15 protein-coding genes and 2 pseudogenes are annotated in these 20,258 nt (G+C 58.9%); 10 read left to right on the forward strand and 7 right to left on the reverse strand.

Annotated elements, in window-relative coordinates:
* Positions 1-28: 28 nt before the first annotated feature.
* The 3 genes and pseudogenes from HX811_RS26550 to HX811_RS32095 form a co-directional block, all read right to left on the reverse strand.
* On the reverse strand, positions 29-262 hold the full coding sequence (locus HX811_RS26550; RefSeq protein WP_177048127.1) for a hypothetical protein: 234 nt from the start codon (positions 260-262) through the stop codon (positions 29-31).
* A 35-nt stretch (positions 263-297) separates the two neighbouring features.
* Entirely contained in the window at positions 298-1,488 is a 1,191-nt protein-coding gene (locus HX811_RS26555) for a hypothetical protein (protein WP_177048129.1), read from the reverse strand.
* Between the two features lie 119 nt (positions 1,489-1,607).
* Positions 1,608-1,867, reverse strand: a pseudogene (locus HX811_RS32095) (site-specific integrase); the annotation flags it as partial.
* A gap of 222 nt (positions 1,868-2,089) precedes the next feature.
* Here HX811_RS32095 and HX811_RS26560 point away from each other — a divergent pair.
* From HX811_RS26560 to HX811_RS26570, 3 genes are all read left to right on the forward strand, one after another.
* Positions 2,090-3,139, forward strand: coding sequence for an RNase LS family HEPN domain-containing protein (locus tag HX811_RS26560; RefSeq protein WP_177048131.1), 1,050 nt, complete (start codon positions 2,090-2,092; stop codon positions 3,137-3,139).
* Entirely contained in the window at positions 3,136-3,507 is a 372-nt protein-coding gene (locus HX811_RS26565; RefSeq protein ID WP_073637871.1) for a type II toxin-antitoxin system RnlB family antitoxin, read from the forward strand. Before HX811_RS26560 ends, HX811_RS26565 begins: the two co-directional genes overlap by 4 nt.
* A 62-nt stretch (positions 3,508-3,569) precedes the next feature.
* Positions 3,570-4,589, forward strand: a complete 1,020-nt coding sequence (locus HX811_RS26570) for an IS30 family transposase (protein ID WP_177048158.1) — start codon at positions 3,570-3,572, stop codon at positions 4,587-4,589.
* Between the two features lie 624 nt (positions 4,590-5,213).
* Here the strand turns inward: HX811_RS26570 and HX811_RS26575 are convergent.
* The 4 genes and pseudogenes from HX811_RS26575 to HX811_RS26590 form a co-directional block, all read right to left on the reverse strand.
* Positions 5,214-6,663: pseudogene (locus HX811_RS26575) on the reverse strand (tyrosine-type recombinase/integrase).
* Positions 6,664-6,921: 258 nt separating this feature from the next.
* Positions 6,922-7,764: a CmcJ/NvfI family oxidoreductase gene (locus HX811_RS26580; protein WP_177048133.1), complete on the reverse strand. Its 843-nt coding sequence runs from the start codon at positions 7,762-7,764 to the stop codon at positions 6,922-6,924.
* A gap of 28 nt (positions 7,765-7,792) precedes the next feature.
* Entirely contained in the window at positions 7,793-8,533 is a 741-nt protein-coding gene (locus HX811_RS26585; RefSeq protein WP_177048134.1) for an SDR family NAD(P)-dependent oxidoreductase, read from the reverse strand.
* Positions 8,534-8,625: 92 nt separating this feature from the next.
* Positions 8,626-10,776, reverse strand: a complete 2,151-nt coding sequence (locus HX811_RS26590) for a TonB-dependent receptor (RefSeq protein ID WP_177048136.1) — start codon at positions 10,774-10,776, stop codon at positions 8,626-8,628.
* Positions 10,777-11,209: 433 nt separating this feature from the next.
* On the opposite strand from HX811_RS26590, the gene HX811_RS26595 reads away from it, so the two are divergent.
* From HX811_RS26595 to HX811_RS26625, 7 genes are read left to right on the forward strand one after another with little or no spacing between them, the layout of a single operon-like run.
* A complete protein-coding gene (locus HX811_RS26595) occupies positions 11,210-12,913 on the forward strand; it encodes an ABC transporter substrate-binding protein (protein WP_177048138.1) in 1,704 nt (567 codons plus the stop codon).
* Entirely contained in the window at positions 12,910-13,842 is a 933-nt protein-coding gene (locus tag HX811_RS26600) for an ABC transporter permease (protein ID WP_008431773.1), read from the forward strand. Before HX811_RS26595 ends, HX811_RS26600 begins: the two co-directional genes overlap by 4 nt.
* Positions 13,843-13,865: 23 nt before the next feature.
* Positions 13,866-15,119, forward strand: a complete 1,254-nt coding sequence (locus HX811_RS26605; protein WP_177048140.1) for an acyl-CoA dehydrogenase family protein — start codon at positions 13,866-13,868, stop codon at positions 15,117-15,119.
* Between the two features lie 32 nt (positions 15,120-15,151).
* Positions 15,152-16,204, forward strand: coding sequence for an NADP(H)-dependent aldo-keto reductase (locus HX811_RS26610; RefSeq protein WP_177048143.1), 1,053 nt, complete (start codon positions 15,152-15,154; stop codon positions 16,202-16,204).
* Between the two features lie 15 nt (positions 16,205-16,219).
* Complete coding sequence (locus HX811_RS26615; RefSeq protein ID WP_003219920.1) at positions 16,220-17,083, forward strand: ABC transporter permease; 864 nt, start codon at positions 16,220-16,222, stop codon at positions 17,081-17,083.
* Positions 17,080-18,738, forward strand: coding sequence for an ABC transporter ATP-binding protein (locus HX811_RS26620; RefSeq protein ID WP_177048145.1), 1,659 nt, complete (start codon positions 17,080-17,082; stop codon positions 18,736-18,738). Before HX811_RS26615 ends, HX811_RS26620 begins: the two co-directional genes overlap by 4 nt.
* Positions 18,739-18,775: 37 nt before the next feature.
* Positions 18,776-20,176, forward strand: coding sequence for an LLM class flavin-dependent oxidoreductase (locus HX811_RS26625; RefSeq protein ID WP_102368598.1), 1,401 nt, complete (start codon positions 18,776-18,778; stop codon positions 20,174-20,176).
* Positions 20,177-20,258: the final 82 nt, after the last annotated feature.

Below are 20,258 nucleotides of genomic sequence, written 5' to 3' on the forward strand. Positions count from 1 at the left end.
TTTTGGAAGCTATCGTGGTTGGCGCTAATCACCACCAATGCCTTGGCTGCCAGTGTCTGACGTTTGCCATTGGGCGACTCGGTGCCGCCAGCGACCTTTCCGAGGGCTTGCCGATGACGCCGCAGTAATACGCTACGCCATAGGGGTCAATCAATCGCGCAGCGGCCTGGCGCATGACCTGGCGATCGTCATTGAACTCGGTGCTGGAAAACACATTCGCGCCGTGCTCCCACTGCAACCCGGCTTCATAGGTCGGCGTCACCTACTTAGGACAACTACTGCGCCCCTTATCGTCAACTACTCAGACCACCAACCTTTTTCTACCTGACCGTAGTGTGGGCCACTAAACCAGCTTTCTAGCTCTACGTCCAAGGTAGTGATCGGTGCCAGATTACCTTGCGTCGGATCCAGGACATTAGCCTGCTTATGCGCCCAATCGATCCAGGCTTGTGCCATTTCTTGATCTGCTAATGGGGTAATTGTCAGCCGATCTTCCACCGCTTTTATGAAGGCTCGTAAGCGCTCGGCGCGTTCCCATCGCTCTGTATGTTTAACGAGGCTTAGTCTAAGGCGACGTTGAGTTTCTGTAGTACGGGCTCGTTCAAAACGTCGTCTTTCATCTTCAGCCCATTCACGATCTCTTGCCTCCTCTTTCTCTCGGAGGACCTTGATAGAAACTGATGCGGAACTCAAGCCCGCCAGGATGCTTGAAAGTTTTTTCTCGAGCGGTGCGGTCTTGGTGTCTTTCCAGTTTTTCCGTTCTCCGTAATCCATCCGCGCTTCGATCTGAAACGTCAGTTCCCCCGTTGAGGCCCATTCAAACTGCGGGCTTCGCGGGGACATGAAATTAGGCTCCCATGGAGCATCAGGGCGGCGTTTTGGGGGAGGCGGTGGTGGTATCGGGTGTTTGTCTAATCGCTCCATGAGTCGCACGGCCATCGGCTCGTCGTTAACAGTGACAATGGTTTTTCCTTCAGCGTTGATCTTCCATGAATAACCCTCAACCTCACTCTCTTTGATCAGTGCATCGAAAAGGATTGCGCAGCGTTCGATCAATGTCGACGAAATCATCCCATTCAAGACACGCTTGCCTCCGTAATCGAGGTGGCCGTCCTTGAGCTTCGACGTTTTTGCGCTCTTTAGCCATCGACTCACTAGCACGTGAGGCTCGGTCAATTGATAGGGGGCTTCAATCGTTCGCCGGACTATAGTTGAGTTCAAATCAGTGCCAGGCTTGGCGGGCGGGGTGTCACGGTCGAGCACTTGGAATCGGACCTTGCCTTCGACCTGAGGAGGTTTGGGTTTGCGTCGTCGATGTTTTTCCGGTTTGGCCCAGTGGCCACGGCCAGGGAGAGGGATGCCTGTTTTGCGGCAAGCTTTAGCGACGGCGACATCGGAAACACCAATGTCGTGGGCCAATTTGATCATGGGTGTTTGCCATACTTTTTCGAACAGTTCCGCAACGGTGAAGCTCACGAATGTGTACATGCAGTCTGTCACCTTTGTTCATCGCGAATTTAAGGTCACAACATCGGTTGTTGCGGATGTTAAATTCCGGGGAGCGCTGGGGGCAACCGTCCTATGAGGGTGTCCGCGTATCTGCCCTAGTATTTTTGACCGGCGGGGGGGGCGTTGTAATCGGCGGTCATTTGCTGGAAGCGGTTTTGCAGTTCCAACAGTTCAGCCGGGGGAGGATGCGGCTTCTTTCGGCTTCGTAGTCGGCAGGGATCAAGGGGGATATGTCGACCAGCACAGTTGGGGCATCCTCGATTAGTAAGGCCCTCCAGGGTTGGCGCTTTCTAGCCCAGCTAAACATCTGGGTGAGGTCGGCGAAGAAGCTGATGGCTTGCCGGTAAGCGCCGCGGTTGGCCGCTATAGCGGCCGAATTTGAAGGGGGGCGAACAAATGTGGTTCGGCAGTTTTGTTTGTTTAGAGGGTGGATCGACTCGTTGTTGCAAAAAAGCCAAATTGAGCTATCAATGCCTAGGGAGAAATCTGACGAGTGGGTAGCACCAATAAATGGCGGAGGCTTTTCGCCATCATTTGAATCGGGTAGTATCTGCGTACCTATGGATGGAATATTTAAGAAATGAGTAAGTCCGAAGCTAAAAAGTACAAAGACCTAAATCTTAACTTTGATAGTATCGCTCCATGTATTGAACGGCATGGTGGGACTAATCCTGTTCTCGAAAAAAAGAACGATAAGGAACAGCATCTTCGGTTTCATGTTAAAGATAACGTTTTTCTTATGAAGATCTTTCCCGTATCGGGAGGAGTTTTCTCCTTGGGAAAGGCTGCGGGTCATTGTCCGGATACATTTGAACACTTCGCGAATAAAATCATCGAGGAGTGTGTTACGCCTACCCCGGCAAGTTTGAATGTGTCTTTACCACGCTTTCCATCAGAGCATGTTGTACCTATTCTAGACTTTCTGGTGGAGGCAGGGGCCCAAGTTAGTGAGGTGGACGGTGGCGCCCTGTGTAAGATGTACAGGGTTGTCGGTTCTCTGGGTGATAGCTTAGTCATCAAGCATTATAACTCGGGTACGCTTCAGTTTCAGGGGAAGTATAGGCAGCTCGCAGCGATTGTTAGTGACTACCTTGGATCGGTTCTTTCACTTGATGATGTTATTAAAGCGCAGTCAAAAATTTACGCTGTAGAATTAACTGTTCAACAAGTTAAGGATGGACTTTTAGCGGTTCTTCCCGCTGCGCACGGTTTCATATCGGATGCAGTAAGAATTCAACTTAGCTCTGCTTTCGCGCTCGCGAAAATCGAACTTCCTGTAGAAGACTACTCATGTGTAGCTCTTCCTGCATTGCGTGGTTTAGAAGGGTTCGTCAAGGATCTGTTGATCCGAGGGAACCTCCACCCGGCTAAGCAGTCTACCTTTGGTGACTATTTTCGGGATGGTAAGTTGGGAAAGGATCAAGCAACTCACGTCACGGCAAATGGTGGCGTAGCGCTCGCTGAGGTGATAGACGAGTGCTATGCTTACTATAGCGCGGAGCGTCATCGAACCGCTCATATGGACGCTCCAAGCACTACCAGTAGAATTCTGGATTTTTCGACAGCAAAAGCTATAGTTAGTAAAGTTTTTGAATTGATCGAGGCGGCTTCTAAGAGGCTCATGAAATGAAATCTGACTATTTGGTAACTACTGAGCTTCCTAATAGCTTGGGAGTATCAGCTTTTATTTTGGCGGCCAATTACCATAGCCCTTTTGAGTGTCTTGAAGAAATTTCTCGAGAGTTGGATAGGCAATCGGTTAGGGGGGCTGTTGTTTTTGATCTTCTGCTGGCGAATGGCACTAAAATTAATAGATATTTTTTGGCGCAATTCGACGGAAAAAAATTTGCTATAGACAGCATTCAAGAAGTCAGTATGGAATACATGAGCTTCAGTAAAGTGTCAGCTGAGATGCTAAAGCGTAGTGCGAAGCTTATAGATGATGTATTGCTGACACCTGCTATGAAGTTTGCAGTGCGTCGCGGTATACCGTTCTAGTTATATTAACTCGAAGGGGCGGTCTCAAGGAACAAGTGCAACACCTGATGTAAGGTGTTGCCATATCTACCCAATACAAACACTTGAGTACCGAGGAGCGCGTCACCATTATGGTGATGCTATTTCAACAACAGGCGTTGCGGGCTATTGCCGCTTTGCTAGGCCGTCACCCCAGCACCATCAGTCGTGAGATCAAACGCACCCCCCAGCAGTCTCACTATGACGCCATACAAGCTACCAGCAGGGCTCAACAGCTTCGACATGTGCCTCGCCGTCAGCGGCGTTTATCTCCAGACTCAGAGCTATTTCAAGTGGTCGTCGAAATGCTCCGCATCGGCTGGTCACCGCAACAAATTGCCCGCAGACTACGCAGTATCTGGCCCGGCCAACCCGAGCGACATGTGAGCCACGAAACGATCTACCTCGCTATCTATGCCTACCCACGCGAAGAACTGAAGCGTCAGCTGATCAGTTATTTGCGGCAGGCTGATGGCAAACGTCGCAAGCGAACCCAGAGCAATGTGCGTCGAGAACGCTACCCTGCGCAGTTGAGTATTCACCTACGACCAGCAGAAGTTGCAGACCGTCTGGTTCCAGGGCATTGGGAGAGTGATCTGATCATGGGCGCCAATAATCGCTCTGCGGTTGCCACAATGGTCGAACGCACGAGCCGTTATGTGATTCTCGCCAAACTCGAAGGGCCTACCGCTGAGGCGGCGGCGGAAGCCATTGTGAGGGAAATGTCGCGGATGGCGCCATCGCTACTAAAAACCATGACCCATGATCAAGGCAGCGAAATGGCTCGTCATGCCGAAATCACTGCGCGCACGGGGATGAAGATTTATTTCGCCGATCCACACTCGCCTTGGCAGCGTGGTAGCAATGAAAATACGAACGGTTTGTTACGTCAGTACCTCCCAAAAGGCACAGATCTCTCTCTGGTGACTCAGGCACGACTGGACGAAATCGCTGATTTGCTCAACACCCGACCCCGTCAGACACTGGGCTGGAAATTTCCGGTTGAGGTGCTGGTGGATCATCTTCAGTTTTCCGCGACCAACAAGCTTGAAACGATAAACTAACCGGTAAGAGCAAGCCCCCTCCCCGCCAAGCTACCTGGTGGATGCATCTAATGGGCGTTTCTATCGTGTCATTCCAGGCCGTCACATCGGCGATGTAGGGGGGGGTATGTATAGCCATTGTTTAAGCGATGGAGGGGGGGTGTGTATAGCCACTGCTGCAGCGACCAAAGGGTTTGATCATGGCTCAGCTAAGCCCTTGGCAGTGGAAATTGTGCTTAGTCAGGTAGGCTAGGTTCGTTCAGACGCCAAGTGGTAACGATGATTCGGAGGCGGGAATGCCCAGTTTCGTGATTAGCATGCTCAGAAAAAATTAACTGACTGTTGCACTTGTTCCTTGAGACCGCCAGGTCGACGAAAGCGGCCCGCTCCAAATCGATGAACTGTTGTGTGCTTCGATTCTGTCTGCGATGATCCAAGCCTGTTGTCCTGCAGTTCGGTGGTACGTACATACAAAAACGGCTGATGCTTCCGCCGTTCACTGCGGCGTTTGTGCTGTCAGCTGACCCGAAGGGCAGATTCTGGGATATCACAGTGTCAAGCATCCTGAGTCCTCGTGGAGGCGGCATGCTGGCCTGCCCTGGTCATCGCAGATTGCATCCATCGCCGAACCCATGAGCTTCCACCTTATGAAGACGGTAGAAATCCTGTCGCGGTATACGCTGGAAAAGACATCATCGACTCGGTTGGTGGATGCTCGTAGGTTGAGGACAAGACAGCACTGAGCCGATCACCCAGCAGGTTCCAGGCGCGCCTCTTCTCTTCGGCATAGTCGTGATGCAGGTAATGGCGCCTCACCCGCGAACCCGCCAGCACATGGTTTTGGCAGCGATCAATGACGTCCAGGCTGACCCCCAAAGCCTGCATCATGGTCGCGCCTGTGCGGCGCAGGTCATGCGGCGTCCAGTCACCGTTCTTGCCGTCGGCAAGCACCAACGTGTCGTCATGACGCCGTCTTGACAGGGCCTTGCGGTTCTTGAACCGAGCCTGGCGATCGCCGACCTGTTTACTCGCTACTTTCACGTCCACATGCCCATCATCCTGCTTGTTCGGAAAGCACCACTGGGAATCTCCCGTCAGGGTCTTGAGTTCCTGAAAGAAATGCAGGGAAAAGGGGGAGAGGAAGACGTGGTGATCCTGTTTCTTGCCCCGGGAGCCTTTGACGTTTTCGCTCGGTATAAACCAGGTTTGTTGGTCCAGATCGACATTCTTCCATTCGGTCTGAAGCAACTCGCCGATCCGGCACAAGGTGCTCAGACTGATCCAGAGCGCAAGTTGGGTTTCCTTCTTTAATGGACGAACACCCTCGTACTTTTGACCCGCGGGGAGGGCGTTGTAATCGGCGGTCATTTGCTGGAAGCGGTTATGCAGTTCCAACAACTCACCAGGCGAGAGAATACGGCTTCTTTCCTCTTCGTAGTCAGATGGGATCAGCTTATTCATCTCAATCAGGTTGGTCGGGTTGCCATCAACCAGCAGAGCCCGCCAGGGTTGGCGCTTTTCTGCCCATGCAAACATCTAGGTAATATCAGCAAACAACCCAATGGCCTGTCGATTGGCCCCGCGACCGACGACGGTGCGCACGACGCTCCGTAAGTCGTGCTCATTTACAGAGGACAATGTTTTGTTTTTCAGTGTGGGGTACAAGTCTTTGGCGAAGCGTCGGCGCGGTTCGGCGTTACCATCTTTCCTCGCTACGCCGTTTAGCAGCCATTTTTCTGCCATATCTCCTAAGGTCAGTCCCTTTGCCTTGAGCGTTTCGGCGGCGACAAGTTGAGCGTTGACCTCTGCGCGGACTCGCGCTTTTTCGGCTCGTTTATAATCGTTGGGGTTCACTCCGGTCGCTAAAAGATCGCGGGCGATGTTCCGTATTTTGCGTATTTCCGGTAGTGATGTGCCTGGCCATGTCCCGCACGAAATATCGGTGAATCTCCCTTCCCATCGGGTAATAGAACGCGACGGTAATACCTTTTTTCTTAAGTTGGACCTTGCCAGAGAGACCGCCATCTTCCCTGAGAACTCGACCTGCATCGTTGGCGTCTAATGATTCCAGTTCTTTGGCGGTGAGTTTGGTCATAACTTTTCCCTCCAAAAAAATACCCCCACATTTACCCCCACAGAAACGTCAGCTACCGATGGATTTCGTTGGATGGTGCTGGACGTGGTGGCGTTCTGGAGCCCTTGTAGATAATAGCGTGGCGGATTATTTTTGGGTATTTAGCGATCCGCTGAAATTCGCCAATAACTAGCATGGGGTGCTAGGGGTCGAGTGTTCGAATCACTCCGTCCCGACCATATAATTTAAAAAGGCCGCTAGATTTATCTCGCGGCCTTTTTATTTGCCTGCATTCCCAAAAAACACCAACGCCCGCACCTCGATACTCCTCCTTGGCGGTGCATCCACCGGCGTAGTCGGGTCATCAAACGCCGTATGTGCGCTGCGCCTTGCAACATCGCTACGCGAGTCATGGATCTTCAACAGCAGCACTTCATCCGGCCGCAACTGCGGGTAGTAATACCAGCGATGTGCGGGATTGGCCTTGACCGAAAAAGTCTCGCCAACCTTGTCCCGATACACCAGGTCGCTGGGCAGCAAGTCGCTCTCGGCCATGCTTCGCGCATCGCACAGGGCGAGTGGGGTACTCAGGACCGGCGCACCAATCGGCCGCCAGACGTTAATAATCGCAAACCGCTCCAGCAGCCGCTGTTCAGCCTCATCCGCAGGCAAATGATCACGTACCCTGCGAATCGCCGAGCGCTCGGTCTGGTCGTTATGCACGTACCGCACCGGCTCACGCAGCCCGCGGTCCTCGCGTCCGTGCTCGTCTACCCGGATGGTGTGGTCGAAGATCACCACTTTCACCGCACCGGTCTGTTGCTTGAGCAAGGCTTCGGTTTCCGGATAGTAGTGTTCACGGACCTGATCATCGTTTTCCAGGTCAGGCACCGAGCTGGTGTGGTCGATTCTTTCGAAACCGTTGCGATCCAGATGAGCCGGTTCGTCGAGCAACCGGGCGTTGTGAATACTCACTTGGGTGGGGTCCAGCACGCCGTTGCGCTTGGGTGTGCCGTCTGGCTGCGGGAAGGTGTAGTTCACCGGTCGCTCGCCGGTGTCCAGCAGGTAGTTGAGTTCGCCGATGACCGATGGCGGGGCGAGATGAGTCTGATGAGTTCCCATGAACAATCCTCCAGGCGTGAGGCGGTTTTCAGAAGGGTTCCTTGAAGGGCCGCAGGTCCAGTTCCTGGGTCCAGGCGCTGCGCGGTTGGGTGTGCAGGTACCAATAGGCGTCGGCGATGTCTTCGAGTTTCAGCGCACCGTCTTCCCCCAGTCGCGCCAGGTAATCCGGGGCACGGCTTTGCACGCGCTCACCGTCGATGGCGCCATCGATGACCACATGGGCGACGTGCACGTTTTGTGGCCCGAACTCGCGGGCAAATGACTGGCTCAGTGAGCGCAGTCCCGCCTTCGCGGCAGCAAAGGCGGCGAACGGTGGCTTGCCTCGCAATGAAGCGGTAGCCCCGGTGAACAATAGGCTGCCGCCACCACTGGCGAGCAGCAAGCGGGTGGCCTCGCGGGCAAACAGGAAGCCACCCAGGGTCGATGCCCGCCAGGTCTGCTCGAACAACTGCGCGCTCAACTCCAGGGTCGGCGCTGCGACGGAGTTGCCGACGTTGAAGATCGCGGCCTTGAGGGGGCCCAACTGGCTGATCTGCTGGCTGGCGGCGATCACCTCGGACTCGATTCCCGAGTCCGCCACGATAGCCACCGCTTCCCCGCCGAGCGCACGGATGCCCTCGACCACGGCCTGCAACTTGTCCGGGCTCCTGCCGCTGACGGCCACCTGCAAACCCTCCCGCGCGAAGCGTCGCGCCAGCGCCGCTCCCAGGCCGGCCACGGCACCCACACCGGCAATCCACACCACAGGCTCGGATCGGAACTCAGACATTAGCCACTTCCTCAATGAGATACGTGGCTAACAATTTACCCATCGCCGGGCGTGAGGAATAAGAACATCGACAGCTAAGGTTATGCGCTGACTCAATAGCGCATTTCCACCGCCACATAAGCCCCAATCCCATCCCCTGGATACAACGAAGCCGTATCCTGCCCCTTCGCGTCATACAACGGCTGCACCGCCGTCACGTATTTCTGATTGGTCAGGTTCTTCAAATCCAGCGACACCTTCCAGTCCTTGCTCGGCGTTTCATACCCCACGTTCGCCCCGAAGATTGTGTAGGAGGGCGCATAGAAGCTGTTCGCATAGTCCACCGCCGTACGCGAAGCCGATTGCACGTTCACCCCGGTATAGAAGCCCGCCGGGTGCTGATACTGCACTTCGCCCTGATAGATATGCTTCGGAATCCCCGGCAGTTGGTTGTCGCCGAAGGTCGGGTCGTGGCGGTAGTAGAAGTCGTTATAGGTATACACCTGCCGCAGGGTGATTTTTTCACCCGAGGTGTTTTCCCACAGGCGTGTATTCAAGCCGGCCTCGATCCCTTGGTGGATCGTCGGCGTGGCGTTGAATGCACCGGTGACCGCAGCAGCGGTGGAGGTGGCCGGGATGATCTGCACGTTGAGCAATTCATTTTTCACCCACGAGCGGTAGAGCGCCAGGCTGCCGTCGAAGATGCCCGATGAACCCTTGATCCCGACTTCCACGGTATTGGCTTTCTGTTCCACCAGCGGCCGTACGTACGGCGTGGTCGGCCCGGAGCCGGAGTATTCCCAGGACGCCGGTGGGTCGACGGATCGGCTGACGTTGGCAAACACTTGCAGTTGTGGGTTGAACTCGTAACGCACGCCCACTCGCGGTGCCAGGCTCCAGTTGTCGTAGGTCACATCGCTCGGGTAGGTGGTGGTGTTGGACACCAGGGCTTCCTTGACGTCGGCATGGCGGCGCACGTTGATCGCCGAGACGCCACTGGTCAGCCACAGGCCGTCCACCAGTTCCAGGTCGTTGCCCACGGAGAACACGTGATCGAACGAGGAGCTGTAGTCGACGAACTTGCGCGTCTGTTTGTTGGCGAAGGTGGAGTCGACCTGGCCCTTGAGGTGTTCGGTGGAAGTGAAGGCCAGGCTGGAGCGGCTTTCGTGGCCGAACAGGGTGTCGCGGCGGTCGTAGTTGATCACCGCGCTCAGGTCATGCCAGTCCCAGTAGCTGGGGTTGCTCGGGCTGTTCGGGCTGTTGTTGTGGGCGTACTGGTAGTAGACGAAACCCACCGACAGGGTGGCGTCGTCCTCAAAGGTGTAGGTGGTCTTGCTGCCCAGCCATACGCTGCCGGGGCGACGGCTGCCGGCGCCGCTGCTTTCGGCGGTGGCACTGGCACGGTCGGAATGGTGCTTGACCGCATCCAGGGTGGTGGCGCTCGGGTCGTTGTGGAACTCGTCGCGGTAACGCAGCATCACCCGGGTTTCGAGTTGCGGGCTGAAGCGGTAGCCAAAGTTCGCCACCACGCCCTGGCTCTTCGACAGGCTGTAGTCGCGGTAGCCGTCGCTGCGGTAGTTGTCGGCATTCAGGTAGTAATCGAACGCACCCTCGACGCCGCCGACACTCAGGCTTTGCTTGTTGTAGCCGTAGCTCCCGGTTTCCGCTCGCACCCGCAGCCCGGGTGCGGTGTATCCGGTCTGGTTGACGAAGTTGATGGCGCCGCCAAGGCTCAGTGCGCCGTACTGGAAGGCGTTGGCACCCCGCAGGATTTCGGTGTAGTTCACCCCCGAGCCGTTGAGGAATTCATAGGGTGTGCCGCCCGGGCCGGTGATCGGCAGGCCGTCGAACAGGAACTTGATGCCCTCACGGAAATACCCCGGCGAGGTGTTGGCGCCCGAGCCACGGATGGAGATCTTGGCCGCGTCGTTGCCGCCGGTGGACTGCACGAACACGCCCGGCTGATAGGCGAGGGTGTCCTGCAAGGTGGCAGTGCGTCCCTTGGCCACCTGTTCGCTGTCGACCACGCTGGTGCCGCCTGGCACTTCGGACAACTGACTCTTTGCCGCCTCAACGGGCGTGATCTTCTGTGCCTCTACCGTCACGGTCTTGAGCCGTGTTCCGGTCGTCGGTGTGACCTCATCATCTGCCTGCACACTGGCGGAAAAAACCAGGGCTGAGCCCAGCCCCACCATCGCCAGCCAAGTTGCTTGCCGCACGGCAAGTGTCAACTTTTGCAACTCTCCCCGAAAGATTGGATCCATTAAGCGTGTTCCTTGTGAATAGATAAAAGAGCCCCAGCTTTCTATTCGAATAGTCATGCCTGTTTCGCTCTGAGCAGTTTCTATGCCAAGACTATTGGCCAAGGAATACGGGCGCTTAGTTAAGGTTAAGTGTTCTGCGGGATACTTTGTTTTGAATCGGTGTTTGATTCTCAACAGTCAACTTTAATGCCTGGGATTACCGCAGCTGTCGCGAACGCAACAGCTGATAAGCAGTGTGTAAGGCTACCAACAATTCCGGGGTGTATAACGGGTATAACCATATAAGTGTTTGGCAGTGTTCGCCCAGTTTTACAAGGATTTTGCGCCGGTTTCGTGGTCAATATGGCGTTTCTTGAAGACTGGCATGCTCACTGCATTACACCCCGTAATTGCAAACTTTCAGTGTTCATCGAGTTCCTCTAAGGAAGTGTCATTGACAACCATCCTGAAACTTTCGGCGGTTATTTCACTGTGCCTGGCAGTCAATGCCTGCTCACCGGCTGCGGCACCGAAACATGAAACGTCTGCGGCTGATGGCACGGTCACCAACGGTGTAGTGACTTATTCGGCGACGGACTTTCATGAGTCGTCACCGGGGCGCAGTGGCGGAACTTTGCGCGTCTCAGCCGCCTCCGACGCCGGCAGTTTCGATGTTCATGCACTGTCTAACGGCAACATCCAGTGGATGGGCCGGATTCTCTTCGATTGCCTGGTGTACCAGGACGAGCAGGGCAATATCAGCCCGTGGCTGGCCCGCTCCTGGGACATCTCCGACGACGGCAAGACCTACACCTTTCACCTGCGCGACGACGTGACCTTCAGCGACGGCGAGAAATTCAATGCCCAGGCGCTGCAAACCAACCTGGACCACATGCGCGACCCGGCGACCAAGTCCCCACTGGCCGCGGCCTATATCGCGCCGTACCTGGATGGCAAGGTCATCGACGACTACACCTTCGAAGCCCATTTGCGCGAACCCTATACGCCTTTCCTGGATGTGCTGGCGCAGTCCTGGCTGAGCATGATCTCGCCCAGGCAGATTCGCGAGGCGCCGAAGACCATCGCCGAGCACCCCATCGGCAGCGGGCCGTTTACGTTGCAGAGCTACACCCGTGACCAGGGCGCGGTGTTCATCAAGCGCCCCGGCTATAACTGGGCGCCACCGGTGACGCGCCACGCGGGCGAGGCCTACCTGGACCGTATCGAGCTGAGCTACGTCCCCGAAGCCATGATCCGCTTCACGGCGCTAGAGTCCGGCCAGTCGGATTTCGCGCTTGATGCACCGGCCCAGAATGCCGCCGCCATCCGCGCCAACCCCGACCTGGTGATGCGCAGCCGGATCCGCAAGGGAAACCCGAGCCGCAGCATGACCTTCAACGTCGAGCAGCCACCGTTCGACGATGTACGGGTGCGTCGCGCAGTGGCCAAGGCCATTGACCGCGAAGGGTTGGCGTGGATTTCCGGCTTCGGCGAATACATCGCCAAGGCGGATTTCCTGGCGGCCAACACCCGGTTTTATCAACCCAACAACGACGCCCTGGCCTACGACGTGAAAGCCGCCAATGCGCTGCTGGACGAGGCCGGCTGGACCGGGCGCGATGCCCAGGGCTATCGAACCAAGGACGGGCAGCGCCTGAAGGCAACGATGCTGTCCTATGACAACCCGGCGTTTCCCGCCAGCGTTTCGGTGGCCATCCAGGCCGACCTGAAAAAAGTCGGCTTCGAGATGCCCATCGAAATGCTGCCGCTGACCCGCGTGACCGAGAAACGCTACGCCGGGAAATTCCAGGCGCTGGCGGGCGGTTACTGGCACACCAACACACCCGATGGCCTGTTCGTGCTCTATCACAGCCAGGCCATCAGCACCGACAAGATCATCGGCCAGAACGTCGGGCGCTTCCGTGATGCCGAGCTCGACCGCGTGCTCAGCGCCGCCCGCCAATCCCGCGACCCGGTGCAATTGCAGGCGCTCTATGGCGAAGCACAAAAACGCCTGACCGAAACCGTCCCGGCGGTGCCGTCGGTGGAAAGCCAGGTGCTCACTGCGTATGGCCGGCAGGTCCAGGGCGTGATTTTCGATACCTCCCACAATGTACCGTTCTTCACCAGCATCTGGCTGGACCGGGGGCAACCATGAGCCTGTTCAAATCCATCGCCTGGCGCCTGCTGGCGGGCATTGGCGTGCTGTGGGGCGCGGCGACGCTGACGTTCCTCGCGGTCAATTTCAGCGGCGGTGACACGGCGCTGGCAATCCTCGGCGGGCCGGATTCGATGCCCACTCCGGAGCTGCTGGCCCGGGTGCGTGCCGAGTACGGCCTGGACCAACCCCTCATCGTGCAATACGGCAATTACCTGGTGCGCCTGGCCCATGGCGACCTGGGCGAGTCCTATCGCTTGCGCATCCCGGTGCAGCAGGCGATTGCCGAGCAGATCGGTGCAACCATTCAACTGTCCCTGAGCGCGGCGTTGCTGGCGGTGGTATTGGCCCTGGTGTGCGCGATCCTCACCGCCAACCGTTCGCGTTGGGTGCGTTCAGCCGTTTCAGGCAGCGAGCTGGTGCTGTCTTCAGCACCTTCGTTTGTGATCGGCATGCTGTTGTTGCTGGTGTTTTCGTTTCATTGGCACTGGTTGCCGCCCTCCGGTTCCGTTGGCTGGCGCTCATTGATCCTGCCCTCGATCGCGCTGGCGTTGCCGGTGGCGGCAGTGCTGACCCAGCTGCTGCGCCAGTCCCTGGAAGACACCCTCGAACAACCCTTTATTGCCATGGCCCGTGCCCGCGGCTTGTCCGAAACCGCTGTGCGCCTGCGTCATGCCTTGCGCCATGCGCTGGTGCCGTTGGTGACCCTGGCCGGGTTCGTGTTCGCCAGCCTGCTGGGCGGCGCGGTGGTGGTGGAATTGCTGTTTGCACGCCAGGGCATCGGGCGCTTGATGCTTGATGCCACCAGCAACAAAGACGTGCCGGTGGTGCTGGGCGTGACCTTGCTGGCCGCCACCGTCTATGTGCTGGTGAACCTGGCCGTCGATTTGATCAACCGCTGGATTGACCCTCGGGCCAACCAAGCGTGAGTGCCTTTGAAGAAGGAAAAACCATGAGTGCTTCGATCCCCGCTGAAGTGAGTTATGCCGACTTGCACCAGCGTTTCGCTGACGTATTTGCCCGGATAGCCGACACCGCCGTCGCCCGCGAGCAGCAACGCGAGCTGGCCCATGACGCGGTGGCTTGGCTGCGCGAGGCCGGCTTTGGCGCACTGCGTGTGCCGCAGGCCTTGGGCGGCCTGGGTGCAAGCCTGCCGCAGCTGTTTCGCCTGTTGATTGAACTGGGAGAGGCCGATTCAAACCTGCCGCAGATCGTGCGCGCGCATTTCGGTTTCGTCGAAGGCCGGCTTTCCAGTCGCGACAGCGCTTCCCAGGATTACTGGTTCGCCAAAGTCGTCGACGGCGAGTTGTGGGGCGCCGCCATGGCCGAACGCACCGACACCACCCGCAACTCGGTGACCCTCAGCGCGGTCGACTCCGGCTGGCAGCTGGACGGCGAGAAGTACTACTGCACCGGCACGCTGTACGCCAACTGGATCGCCGCCGTGGCCCTGGATGGCGAAGATTTTGTCAGCCTGGCGGTACGCACCGACGCGCCGGGTGTCACCGTCGAGGATGACTGGGACGGCTTTGGCCAGCGACTCACCGGCAGCGGCACCACCCGCTTCAAGGCGGTGAACGTACCGGAGCAGCACATTGTGCGGCGCTTCAAGAAAGACGAACTGCGCGCCGAGTCCTACCTGAGCGCTTTCTACCAGTTGTTCCACCTGGCGACCCTGGCCGGCATCGCCAACGCCGTGCTGCGTGACGCCACCGAATTCGTCAAGGGCCGCACCCGCGCGTTTGGTGTGCCGGGGCAATCGAGCCCCAAGGATGACCCGCTGGTGCAGCGCGTGATTGGCCGCTTGTCGAGCCTGGCCTATGCCGCACGCACCCAGGTGCTGGCCGTCGCGGAGGTGCTGCAGGACGTGCACGAAGCGGAGCAGGGCGGGCAAGCAACCGAACAGCATTACACCGAGGCCGAGATTCGCGCTTTTCAGGCGCAACAGATCGTGCTGGAACAGGTGCTGGAAGCCACCACGCTGCTGTTCGAAGTCGGCGGCGCCTCCGCCACCAGCGAGTCGCGTCGCTTCGACCGGCATTGGCGCAACGCGCGCACCCTGGCCTCCCACAACCCGGCGATCTTTCGCGAACGGGCACTGGGCAACTACTACCTCAATGACGTCACCCCGAACGCCGCCTGGCGCAGCCTGCAAGCCGCCGATGCCGAGCAGCAGGCCGCCCGCGACGAAGCGAGTGCGGTATGAGCCATCAACCCTTGAAGAAAAAAGGATCACCCATGCGTTACCGCCAACTGGGCAACAGCGACATCCAAGTCAGCGTGCTGGGCCTCGGCACCATGACCTGGGGCCACCAGAACACCGAAAACGATGCCCATCAACAGATCGACCTGGCACTGGCCGAAGGTATCAATTTCATCGACACCGCCGAGATGTACCCCACGCCGACCAAGGCTGAAACCTGGCGCACCACCGAGCGTTACATCGGCAGCTGGCTGGCGGCCAGTGGTCGACGTGACGAGGTGATCCTGGCGAGCAAAATCGCCGGGCCGGCCCGTGACCCCAGCAGCCAGCAACACATTCGCGACGGCCTCAGCCACCACGACCGGCGCAACATCGTCGAAGCCCTCGACGGCAGCCTCAAACGCCTGAACACCGACTACCTCGACCTGTACCAACTGCACTGGCCCGACCGCACCACCAACATCTTCGGCCAGCGCGAATACCCGTATCAGGCAGACACCCAGAGCGTCGCCATCGAGGAAACCCTGGCGGTGCTGGCCGATCAGGTCAAGGCCGGCAAGGTGCGCCACATCGGGGTTTCCAATGAAACCCCGTGGGGCGTCGCCGAGTTTCTCAAGCAAAGCGAACGCCTCGGCCTGCCGCGCATTGCCAGTGTGCAAAACCCCTACAGCCTGCTTAACCGCCTGTACGAAGGCGGCCTCTCGGAGTTCACCCATCGCGAAGGCGTCGGGCTGCTGGCGTACTCGCCGCTGGCCTTCGGTGCACTCACCGGCAAGTACCTGGGCGGCGCACGGCCCGAGGGCTCGCGGCTGTCGGCGGTGTACCGCACTTTCAATCGCTACGACAGTGCCTCGGCCCAGGAGGCCATCACCGGCTACGTGGAGATTGCCCGGCAACATGGCCTCACCCCGGCCCAACTGGCCCTGGCCTTCATCATCGACAAACCCTTCGTCACCAGCGCACTGACCGGGCAAACCAGCCTGGCGCAATTGCGCGACAACCTCGGCGCGCTGGACGTGACTCTTGGCGATGAGATCAAGGCGCAGATCCAGGCCATCCACCAGCGCATCCCCAACCCCGCGCCTTAGCACCAGGAGCCTGGCATGACGCAAACCATTGAAACGTTGATCGGCAATCGCCCGTTGCGTCTTGTCGGGTTTACCCAACTGCGGCCGGGCCTGTTGCTCGCCGGGGTATTTGTCGGGCTGTTGCTGTTGGCCGCCGTTGTTCCGCAATGGCTGGCCCCGTATGACCCGCTGGAGGCGTCGGCGCGCATGGCGTTCCAGGCGCCGAGCAATGTGCATTGGCTGGGCACTGATGAGAACGGGCGCGATGTGCTCAGCCGATTGATTTATGGCGTGCGTTCGTCGCTGTTCATGGGCCTCGCAGCTACGGCGCTGGGCCTGGCCTGGGGGACCTTGCTCGGGTTGATCGCCGGGCTCGGTCCGCGTTGGCTGGACGGCGCCTTGATGCGCGGGATCGACGTGCTGCTGTCCTTTCCCGACCTGTTGCTGGCGCTGGTGATCATCACGTTTTTCGGCCAGGGCACGGCCAATCTGATTCTCGCGATAGGCATTGCCGGTGTGCCGCGTTATGCGCGCCTGGTACGGGCGCAAACCCTCAGCGTACGCAATGCCGGCTACGTCGAATCCGCCGTCACCCTCGGCCAATCGCAGCTGGCGGTGGTGCTGCGGCACATCCTGCCGAATGCGTTCAAGCCCGTGTTGATCCTCGCCACCATCGGCATCGGCGGCGCGATCACTGCCGGTGCCGCCTTGAGTTTCCTCGGCTTCGGCGCACCGCCGCCTGCGCCGGAGTGGGGCGGGATGATGTCCATCGGGCGCAGCTTCCTGGCCAATGCGCCGTGGCTGGTGGCCTGGCCCGCCCTGATCATCACCCTGACCGTTGTTTCCATCAGTGCCATCGGCCGCGAACTCTTGCGCCGCAGCGAAGGAAAGCCTCTATGACGATGAACATCCATACCCTCGGCCCGTTGGTCGATATCCGCGACCTCACAGTACGTTTCGGCCAGGCCGAGCCAGTGTTGCACGGTGTCAGTCTGCAGTTGAACCGGGGTGAATGCCTCGCGCTGGTGGGGGAGTCGGGGTCCGGAAAAAGCGTCACCGCCCGCACCCTGGCTGGCCTCACCGGCAAGGACGCCCATGTCCAGGCTGCCAAGCTGGCCTTCCAGGGCGTCGACCTTCGCCAGCTCAACGAGCGGGCCTGGCAGCAACTGCGCGGCGCGAGCATCGGCTTTGTGATGCAGGACGCGTTGGGCGCGCTGGACCCGCTGCGCCGCGTCGGTGCCGAGATCGAAGAACCGTTGTACCTGCACACCGCATTGGGCCTGGAAGCGCGCCGCCTGCGGGTGCTGGAACTGCTGCGGGATGTCGGTGTGCCGGAACCGGAACTGCGCGCCAGCCAATACCCCTGGCAACTTTCCGGCGGCTTGCGCCAGCGGGCGCTGATCGCCTCGGCGATTGCCTGCAATCCGCGGCTGATCATTGCCGATGAACCCACCACCGCACTGGATGCCACGGTGCAGGCCCAGGTCATCGCCCTGCTGGAGAGCCTGCGCGGTGAAGACAATGCACTGCTGATGGTCAGCCACGACCTGTCGGTGGTCTCGCGCCTGGCCGATCGCGTGGCCGTGATGCGCCACGGGGTGATCGTGGAGGAGGGCAGCACCGAACAGGTCCTGCAAGACCCGCGTCATCCGTATACCCAACTGCTGCTGCGGGCCGCCAAGGCCGTGCACTTCCAGCCCACACGCCGGCTGCTCACGGCGGTGGAGCCCGAGCCGGCGCCCCAGGGCGAAATACTGCTTGAAGCACGCGAGCTGTCCAAAACCTTTGTCGGCCCCGACGGCAAAACCCGCACGGTGCTGAACCAGGTGTCGCTACAGCTGCGTCGCGGCGAGACGCTGGGGGTGGTGGGCGAATCGGGTTGCGGCAAGACCACCTTGACCCGGCTGATACTCGGCCTGGAAACCGCCGATGCCGGCGAGGTGTGGATCAAGGGCCAGCGCTGGTCCGACCTCGACGCCAGGCAAAAACGCGAAGCCCGGCGTGCGGTGCAAGTGGTGTTCCAGGACCCGCTCAGCTCCTTCGACCCACGCTACACCGTGCAGCGTGTGCTGTTCGAAGCGCTGGTGGTGGCTGGCGTACCGCGTCATGCCCGGCGCGACCGTGCCCTGGAACTGCTGGAATTGGTACGCCTTGATGCCAGCGCCTTGTCGCGCCGGCCGATCGAACTTTCCGGTGGCCAGCGCCAGCGCATCGCGATTGCCCGAGCGTTGGCGTCCGAGCCGCAGATCCTGATCTGCGATGAACCGGTGTCGGCGCTCGACGTGTCGGTACAGGCACAGATTCTCGAACTGCTCGACGACCTCAAGCGCCGCCTCGGCCTGGCCTGCCTGTTCATTTCCCATGACCTCGGCGTGATCAACCACGTCAGCGAGCGCGTGCTGGTGATGAAGGCCGGTGAAGTGGTGGAATCCGGCTCGGTACGCGCGGTGTTCGACCGTCCGGCCCATGCCTATACCCGCGCGCTGATCGATGCGATCCCGACCCTTGAAACCGACTACACGCCGATCCCGTTCTACCTGAATGTCGCGATCTGACGTATTGGAAAACGTATCTACGAAAGGAGTGCTCCTGGTGCCCAAGCAACTGCACGTGAATTTGTTTGAGATGAACTGCGTCAGCCACATCGTCCATGGTTTGTGGGTGCACCCGGACAACAACCGGCACCGTTTCAATGACCTGGACTATTGGACCGAGCTGGCGCAGTTGCTGGAATACGGCACCTTTGACGGCGTGTTCCTGGCCGATGTGATTGGCACCTATGACCGCTTTCGCGACGGCCCCGAGACCTCGCTGCGTGAGGGCATGCAGATTCCCAGCAACGACCCGCTGCTGGTGATTCCGGCGATGGCCGGGGTGACCAAGAACCTGGGTTTCGGCGCGACCTTTTCCACCACCTACGAACCGCCGTTCGCGTTTGCGCGGCGCATGAGTACCCTCGATCACCTGACCAAGGGGCGGGTGGGCTGGAACATCGTCACCTCGTATTTGCCGAATGCGGCGCGCAACTTCGGGCACGACACTGAGGTGGTTCACGATCACCGCTACGAGATCGCCGATGAATACCTCGACGTGCTGTACAAGCTTTGGGAAGGCTCCTGGGACGATGACGCGGTGATTGTCGACCGTGAGCGTCGGATCTACACCGATCCGGACAAGGTGCGCTATATCAACCACGTGGGGGAACACTTCAAGGTTGCCGGCCCACACTTGTGCCAGCCTTCGCGGCAGCGTACGCCGGTGTTGTTTCAGGCTACGGGGTCACCGGCCGGGATCGAGTTTGCCGGGCGGCACGCCGAAGTGGTGTTTACCGGTGGTAATGATGCGCCGGCGGTGCGGGCGAATATCCAGGCGATGCGGCAGAAGGCAGTTGAGCATGATCGCGATCCGGCGGGGTTGAAGTTTATTGTGATGGCGGGGGTGATCGTTGGGCGGACCGATGAGGAGGTGAGTGCCAAGCTCGACAGTTATCGCAAGTTGGTGAGTGTCGAGGCGTCGCTGGCTCACGGGCAGTCGGCGATTGATTTGACGGCGTATCCGCGGGATACGTTGATCAGTGATCTGGTGAGTCGGCAGGTCAAGGGGTGGGAGAGTTTGAGCCGGTACAAGGCGGACTCCACTGTTGGGGCGGTATTGGCGCAGTTGGGTGGGTTTAATCGCGAGCGGTTTTTTGTCGCGGGTACGCCGACGGTGGTGGCGGACGCGATTGAGAAATGGCTGGATGAGGATGGGATCGACGGGATTAACCTGAGGCAGTACTTGTCGTTTGAGACGGCGCGGGACTTTATTGAATTGGTGGTGCCGGAGTTGCGTCGTCGGGGGCGGTTTCGTGAGCGGTACAACGAGGGGGAGACGTTGCGGGAGCGGTTGTTTGGGGCTGGGCGGGCGCGGTTGCCGGGGGACCACTTTGGGGCGCGTTATCGGGATCCGGCGGCGTTGCTTCAGGCTGCTTTGCCGTTGCGGTTTCCGGCGTGAGTTGAGAGTACATATCCGTTATTTAGGTAACGGCGGCCTATGGTTTCGCTCTTACAGCGAGTCACTTTTGGCAAACGCCCCA

This window comes from Pseudomonas sp. F8002 (genome assembly GCF_013385495.1).
Classification (GTDB): Bacteria; Pseudomonadota; Gammaproteobacteria; order Pseudomonadales; family Pseudomonadaceae; genus Aquipseudomonas.